General features: G+C 64.8%; 5 protein-coding genes. 2 read left to right on the forward strand and 3 right to left on the reverse strand.

Going from position 1 to position 6,835, the window contains the following annotated elements; translation table 11 throughout:
• From EOA75_RS26240 to EOA75_RS26250, 3 genes are all read right to left on the reverse strand, one after another.
• Positions 1-2,825 (reverse strand): hypothetical protein (locus tag EOA75_RS26240; protein WP_127325519.1); only part of this gene is annotated, 2,825 nt, incomplete at its 3' end.
• Between the two features lie 103 nt (positions 2,826-2,928).
• Positions 2,929-4,686, reverse strand: coding sequence for an arginine--tRNA ligase (gene argS / locus EOA75_RS26245; protein ID WP_127325520.1), 1,758 nt, complete (start codon positions 4,684-4,686; stop codon positions 2,929-2,931).
• A gap of 60 nt (positions 4,687-4,746) precedes the next feature.
• Positions 4,747-5,964, reverse strand: coding sequence for a deoxyguanosinetriphosphate triphosphohydrolase (locus EOA75_RS26250; protein WP_127325521.1), 1,218 nt, complete (start codon positions 5,962-5,964; stop codon positions 4,747-4,749).
• Positions 5,965-6,034: 70 nt separating this feature from the next.
• Between EOA75_RS26250 and erpA the strand changes: the two genes are divergently transcribed.
• Together erpA and EOA75_RS26260 are read left to right on the forward strand one after the other, a co-directional pair.
• On the forward strand, positions 6,035-6,382 hold the full coding sequence (gene erpA, locus EOA75_RS26255; protein WP_066999964.1) for an iron-sulfur cluster insertion protein ErpA: 348 nt from the start codon (positions 6,035-6,037) through the stop codon (positions 6,380-6,382).
• A gap of 9 nt (positions 6,383-6,391) precedes the next feature.
• A complete protein-coding gene (locus EOA75_RS26260) occupies positions 6,392-6,784 on the forward strand; it encodes a VOC family protein (RefSeq protein ID WP_095778431.1) in 393 nt (130 codons plus the stop codon).
• Positions 6,785-6,835 lie beyond the last annotated feature (51 nt).

The following is a 6,835-nucleotide window of genomic DNA, read 5'->3' on the forward strand; positions in this document are numbered from 1 at the left end:
GTGTTGGTCACCAGTTTCTGCTGCGCCGGTTCGGCGGGCTTGGCCGCCCCACCCTTGGCCACGGCGTCATAGACTTTGTTGTCCTGGTTCGGCACCACGGTGCCGCCCGGGTTTTGCGGCTTGACCTTGATCGGCGAATTGTCTGCCTTCACGATCACGGGCGCTTCGCTGCCGCCCTTGCCGCCAAAGGAGAAGGCGAGAGCGCCGAGACCGCCCGCGACCACAACGGCGCCGACGAGTGCGGCAAGCATCATGCCACGGCTTCGCGGCTTCGCGGCTTCGCGCTCGGCAAAGCCGGGCACAGTCATCGCTTCGTCGAGCTCAGGATCGTAGTCAAGTTCGTCGACGGCGAAGTCGTCCGCCTGCGAGACCGGCCGGCTGCCGGGCAAATCGTCTGCATCGAATTGGCTTGCAGCTGCGGCATAGGACAGGGTCGCCGGTGCAGCGGCCGTCTCGGCCCGCAACTCGCGGCGGTCGTAGCCGGTCTTGAGTCCGGCATTGTGGGAGTCGTCCTCATAGCCCCGGCTCTGCACAGGCGCCTGAGCGATCTCGGTTGCGTTCATCTCGCTAAGCAAGCCGGCAAACTCGGCATCGAGATCGTCATAGGCAGGCGCCGCAGGCTGATCCTCCTCGAAGCTGAGCTCCGGAATGTCTAGGTCGTCGGCCAACGCCACCACGCGCTCCGGCACGTCGACCGTCTCGACATCGGGCATTTCCTCCTGCTGGCGAGACTGCGGCGCCGCGGCTGGCTTGGCGTAAGCGGAATAGTCCCTCGCCGGCTCCTCACGATAGGCAGGCGCCGACATCTGCGGCGCCGGGGCCGGCGTGGCGTAACCGGCATAGTCCTTCGCCGGCTCCTCACGATCGGCAGGCGCTGACATCTGCGGCGCCGGGGCCGGCGTGGCGTAACCGGCATAGTCCTTCGCCGGCTCCGCACGATAGGCAGGCGTCGGCATCTGCGGCGCCGGCTTGGCGTATGCGGAATAATCCTTCACCGGTTCGTAGGCAGGGGCCGCGGTTTGCGGCGCCGTAGCCGCAGGCTGCGTGGCATAAGAGGCGTGCACCGGCGCTGCGACCGGGGTCACGCGGCTCCACGACTTTGGCGGTTCGGCAGGCGCGACAGGCGCGTCCATCTCGATGCCCTTGGCGAAGGCGGCGTCGAAAGCCTCGTCATCGAAATCTATGCTGGGTTCGGCATCCTGTTCGGAAGCCGCGCCTTCGAAGCCCTGCCGGTCGAGTTCGCCGGCGAGCAGCCTATCGAGATCGGCATCGGCGGACTGGGCGATCTGCGTGCCGTAGGCGGGCTCGTTGCGTGCGTCGAGGTCCCAATCGAGCTCATCGCCCACGCCAGCCTTCTGGTCGGTGTCGCCAGCCGGCTGAACGACCGACCGCGGTGCCGATGCGGCGGCCGGAACAGGAGCAACCGGGACCGGCGCAACCGGAATTGGCCGCGCCGTCATGGCGCCAAGCAGCGCATTGAGTTCGTCTTCCAGGCTGCGCTCGCCTGCGGCCGGCTTAGCCGGGTCGACTGCCGCAACCGGCGGAACCGGTGCCGATGCAGAAGGAGCAGGCTCGGCAAATGGCGGCTCCGCCGCGGCGACGGGCTCGGCAGCCGGCGCTTCCGATTCCCCAGACGGCACGTTGTCGAAATTGAGTTCGAAATCGTCTCCGAAGACCTCTTCAGCCGCAGCCTCGTGACCGGCGACCGGTTCAGGATCGACAGCCGGGCCTTCCGGCTCCTCGGCAAGCGCGTCACGGAAGCTGAGCTCGAAATCGTCTTCGAAGACCTGATCGGCTACAGCTCCGTGATCGGGTTGGGGATCGAAGGCGGGCTCGGGATCGGCGGCGAAATGCTCGGCCTCAACAGGCGCCTCGAGGGCCGGCGATGGCTCGTCATCGACCGACAGTTCCTGCTCCAGGATCAGGTGCTGCGGCTGATCGATATCCATGGCGATATCAGCCGTCGCCTGCTCAAATTGGGCCTGATCAGATTGGGCCTGATCGAAATGGGCCTGATCAACTGCGGCCCGAACGAATTCGGCCTGATCGGACCCACTCTCGTAGTCTTCAGCGGCGATCGGCTGGTCGACAGCGGCGTGAGCCTCGATCGGCTGCACGTCGGCGCCTTCGGGCTCAATATCACGGTCATCGAAGGCCAACTCGTCCTCGAGCGACATCTGGACCGCAGTGTCGAAATCGGCGTCGAACGCCGTCTCGTCCGCAGGCTCAAGGACAGCAGGCTCGACAGCCGCAGGCTCGGCGGCCGCGGCGGCGCTCTCGTCCGTGTCAGGCTGGTCGTCGATCCAGAAGCCCTCATCCAGCGAGGCCGCCATTTCCTGGTCGACGGAAAGGTCGTCCTGCACGGGCGAGACTTCCAACGAACGCGCGACCGCCTTGTCGAAATCATCGTCGAATGCCGTGTCGGCGGCCGGCTCCGGCGCAGGGGGCGTGGCAACAGCGGGCGTGGCAAAATGGGCGTGATCCGCCGCATCGTCAAAGACGAAATCCCGTTCGAGAGAAGCGGCGAGCTCGTCGTCGCTGAGAGTGGCAGCCCAGTAAGCCGGCGCAGCCTGGGCAGCCTGCTGCGCCACCGGCTCGCTTTCCTCGGCAATGTCGAAGTCGCCCATCAGCTCCTTTTCGAGGTCGATGTCGAAGTCGGCCCCATCGGCAGCCTGGTTCGCGGACGCAGCCTTTGCGGCCGCCGGCGACTGCGGCCTGACCGGCTGACGCGGATCGAAACCCATGATGCGGGTCAGTTCGGCGAACGGATCGTCGTCGGCGATGTGATTGCTTGCGGCTACTTTCAGCTGGGTTCTGTCTGCCATTATTGTTCCCGAACTCGCACACAGTCGGACGCCATGGACGTCGCGCAGGGTTGGCCCTTACCAGCGCAATGTGGGCAAAAGGTGACAGGCTTTTTAGTCAAACCTAACGCATTTCGGTAGGCGCATCAGCTCCTATCAGCGTCAGGCCGGAGGTCAAAACATCCGAAACAGCCTGCACCAGCCCCAGTCTGGCATACGTCAATTGTGGGTCGTTAACCTTAACAAAACGTAAGTCTGGGTTGTCGGTGCCCCGATTCCAGTGTGCGTGGAAGCTCGACGCCAGATCGTAGAGGTAGAATGCCAGCCGGTGCGGCTCCAGCGCAAGCGCCGCGGATTCGATTAGCCGTGGATATTCAGCCAGTTTCCGGATCAGGCCGATTTCGCCCTCGTCCGTCAGCGACGCAACCGAGGCCACAAGCCGGTCGCGGTCGAAATTCGCTTCGCCCAATTGCTCGCTCGCCTGCCGGAACACCGAGTGGCAGCGCGCCGAAGCGTATTGCACGTAGAACACCGGATTGTCCTTGGACTGCTCGGTGACCTTGGCGAAGTCGAAATCGAGCGGCGCATCATTCTTGCGGTAGAGCATCATGAAGCGGATCGGGTCGCGGCCGACCTCCTCCACCACGTCGCGCAGCGTGACGAAATCCCCTGACCGCTTCGACATCCGGACCGGCTCGCCGTCGCGGAACAGCTTCACCAGTTGGCAGAGCAGGACCGTGAGCTTGACCGTGTCGCCGGCGACCGCGCGCGCCAGCGCTTCGAGCCGCTTGACGTAACCGCCATGGTCGGCGCCGAGCACATAGATGAGATCGACGAAGCCGCGCTCGACCTTGTCCTTGAGATAGGCGACGTCGGCGGCGAAATAGGTGAACGAGCCGTCCGACTTCACCAGCGCCCGGTCCATGTCGTCGCCGACCGCGGTCGAGCGGAACAGCGTCTGCTCGCGGTCTTCCCAGTCGTCCGGCTTCTCGCCCTTCGGCGGCGGCAGCTTGCCCTTGTAGATATGGCCCTTCAGCGTCAGGTCGGCGATTGCCGCGCGGATCTTCTTGGCGTTGTCGGCATGCAGCGTGCGTTCGGAGAAGAACACGTCATGATGCACGTTGAGCAGCGCCAGATCCTTGCGGATCATCGCCATCATCGCGTCGACCGTGCGATCCTTGACGATCGCCAGCGCCTCGTCTTCCGGCATCTCCAGCAGGCCGAGGCCGAACTGTTCGGCCAGCGCCTGCCCGACGGGTATCAGATAGTCGCCTGGATAAAGGCCTGGCGGAATCTCGCCGACTGCTTCGCCGAGCGCCTCGCGATAGCGCAGCATGGTCGAGCGTCCAAGCACGTCGATCTGCGAGCCGGCATCGTTGATGACATATTCCTTGGTCACATCGTAGCCGGCGAAGGCCATCAGGTTGGCTAAAGTGTCGCCGACGACGGCGCCCCGGCAATGGCCGACATGCATCGGGCCGGTCGGATTGGCCGAGACATACTCGACGTTGGCCTTGCGGCCGCCGCCGATTTTGGAGCGGCCATAGTTGCGGCCCTCGCCGAGCAGCACTGCCAAATGCGCCTGCCAGAAGCCGTCCTTCAGCCGGAGATTGACGAAGCCCGGGCCGGCAACATCGGCGGAAGCGATGTCGGCATCGCTGCGCAGCGCTGCGGTCAGCTGCTCGGCCAGCGCGCGCGGGTTCTGGCCGGTGGGCTTTGCCAGCACCATCGCCGCATTGGTGGCAAGGTCGCCATGACCGGCGTCGCGCGGCGGCTCGACCGCGATGCGCGACAGATCCAGCGCTCCGCCATCCTTGTCCTTCAGATCAAGGGCTTCGACGGCTCTTACGATCCGCGCGTTGAAATCGGCGAAGATATTCATCGGGTATGCTCTGGGCTTTAAGAGGGACCGGCTGCTTGGCCGACAAAATCGTGGCTCGCCCTAGCCCAAATCCGGCGTATGGTCAAACAACCGCCTGTGCTCCTTGAGCGCATAGGTATCGGTCATTCCGGCCAGGAAATCGGCGACGCTGCGCGCCTTGATGCGATCCTGCGCCCTGTCGAGCCCTTCGCGCCAGCCGTCCGGCATGGCGCGCGGGTCGGCGAAATAGACATCGAACAGGTCGCGGACGATCTGCTCGGCGTCGGCCCGCACGCGCATCACTTCGGCATGCCGGTAGAGATGCTTGTAAAGAAAGGCCTTCAGCTCCTTTTCGGCTGCCGCCATTTCGGCCGAGAAGGTGACCATCGTCTCACCCGCGGCCCTCACCGCATCGGCGCTGTCCGGCTTGAGGCGCTCGATATTGTCGGTAGCGGCAGCAATAACATCCTCCACCATCAGCGTGATCTGCCGCCGCATCAGCTCGTGGCCGGTGCGAACGTCGTCGAGTTGTGGGTAGCGGGCGCGCACGCCACTCAGGATCGAGCCCGGCAGGCCGATGTCTTCCAGCATGTCCAGCGTCAGCAGGCCGGCACGCAGGCCGTCGTCGATGTCATGCGTGTTGTAGGCGATATCGTCGGCGATCGCGGCGCACTGCGCCTCGATGCCGGCGAAGCGGTCGAGCTCGAGGTCGTGCAGTGCGGAATAGTCGCGGATCGCCTGCGGCACGGGGCCCTTGAGCCCGTTCCCGCTTGCATCGGTAAGCGGCCCGTTATGCTTGACCAGCCCTTCCAGCGTCTCCCAGCTGAGGTTCAACCCGTCGAACTCGGCGTAGCGCCGCTCGAGCCGGGTGACGACGCGCAACGACTGCGCGTTATGGTCGAAGCCGCCCCAGCCGGCCATCTTTTCGTTCAGCGCCTCCTCGCCGGTATGGCCGAAAGGCGTGTGACCGAAATCGTGCACCAAGGCCACTGCCTCCGCCAGATCCTCGTCGCCGCGCAGCGCGCGTGCCAGGGCGCGGGCAATCTGCGCCACCTCGATCGAATGCGTCAGCCGGGTGCGGTAGTGATCGCCCTCATGCGCAATGAACACCTGCGTCTTGTGCTTCAGCCGGCGGAAGGCGGTGGAATGGATGATGCGGTCGCGGTCACGCTGGAATGGCGTCCGGGTCGGACTTTCCGGCTCATCGAACAGGCGGCCGCGCGAGCGCGCCGGATCGCTCGCGTAAACGGCGCGCGGCCGGTAGCCGAAACCGATCTCACCGAGAGCATCCTTGCCCATTCGCCCACCAGTTGACTTGCCCCCGTCCGCTTCATACCTATCATGGGAAACCGAAAGCAAGGTGACGCCGATGGGCGCGGATGCCAAGACTGCCATGAAGGTCGAAATGACCGAAGCGGCCGCGAAGCGGATCGCCAGGATTCTGGCCGGCGAGCCGGGCAAGAATGCCTTGCGCGTTTCCGTCGAAGGCGGCGGCTGCTCCGGCTTCTCCTACAAGTTCGATCTCGTCGATAGTCGCAACGACGATGACGTAGCCATCGAGAAGGATGGCGCCACGATCCTCATCGACGACCTCTCGCTGGTCTATATGGGCGGCTCGGTGATCGATTTCGTCGATGACCTTATGGGTCAGTCTTTCCAGATCCGAAACCCGAACGCCGTCGCCTCCTGCGGCTGCGGCACCAGCTTCTCCGTCTAGCGGGCCGCCATGCCCACGGTCGGCGCGGTCCGTCAGGTCGCGCTGTCGGCCGGGCGCGATCTCGATAGAACGCTGGCTTTCTGGCACGATGTGCTCGGCATGAGCGTGCATGCGCGCTACGATCCGCCGGGCATCGCCTTCATCATCGCGGGCGGCGTGCGGCTGTTTTTTGGCGACGGCGTGCCCCCCGGCACCGTCTATCTCGATATTGCCGGCCTCGAGGCCTTCCATGCTGAGGCGAAAGCCGCCGGTGTTCCTTTCACCGCGTCGCCGGCGCTGGTCCATCGCGACACCGAGGGCCGGTTCGGTCCGGCGGGGGAAAGCGAATGGATGGCCTTTCTAAAGGATCCGGCAGGCAATACGATCGGCCTCGTCGAGCGCCTTGCGCCGGAAGAACATTGAGGTCCGCATGAAGATCGTCACCTGGAACATCAACGGCGTTCGCGCCCGCAT

This window comes from Mesorhizobium sp. M1A.F.Ca.IN.022.07.1.1, from assembly GCF_003997575.1.
GTDB lineage: Bacteria > Pseudomonadota > Alphaproteobacteria > Rhizobiales > Rhizobiaceae > Mesorhizobium.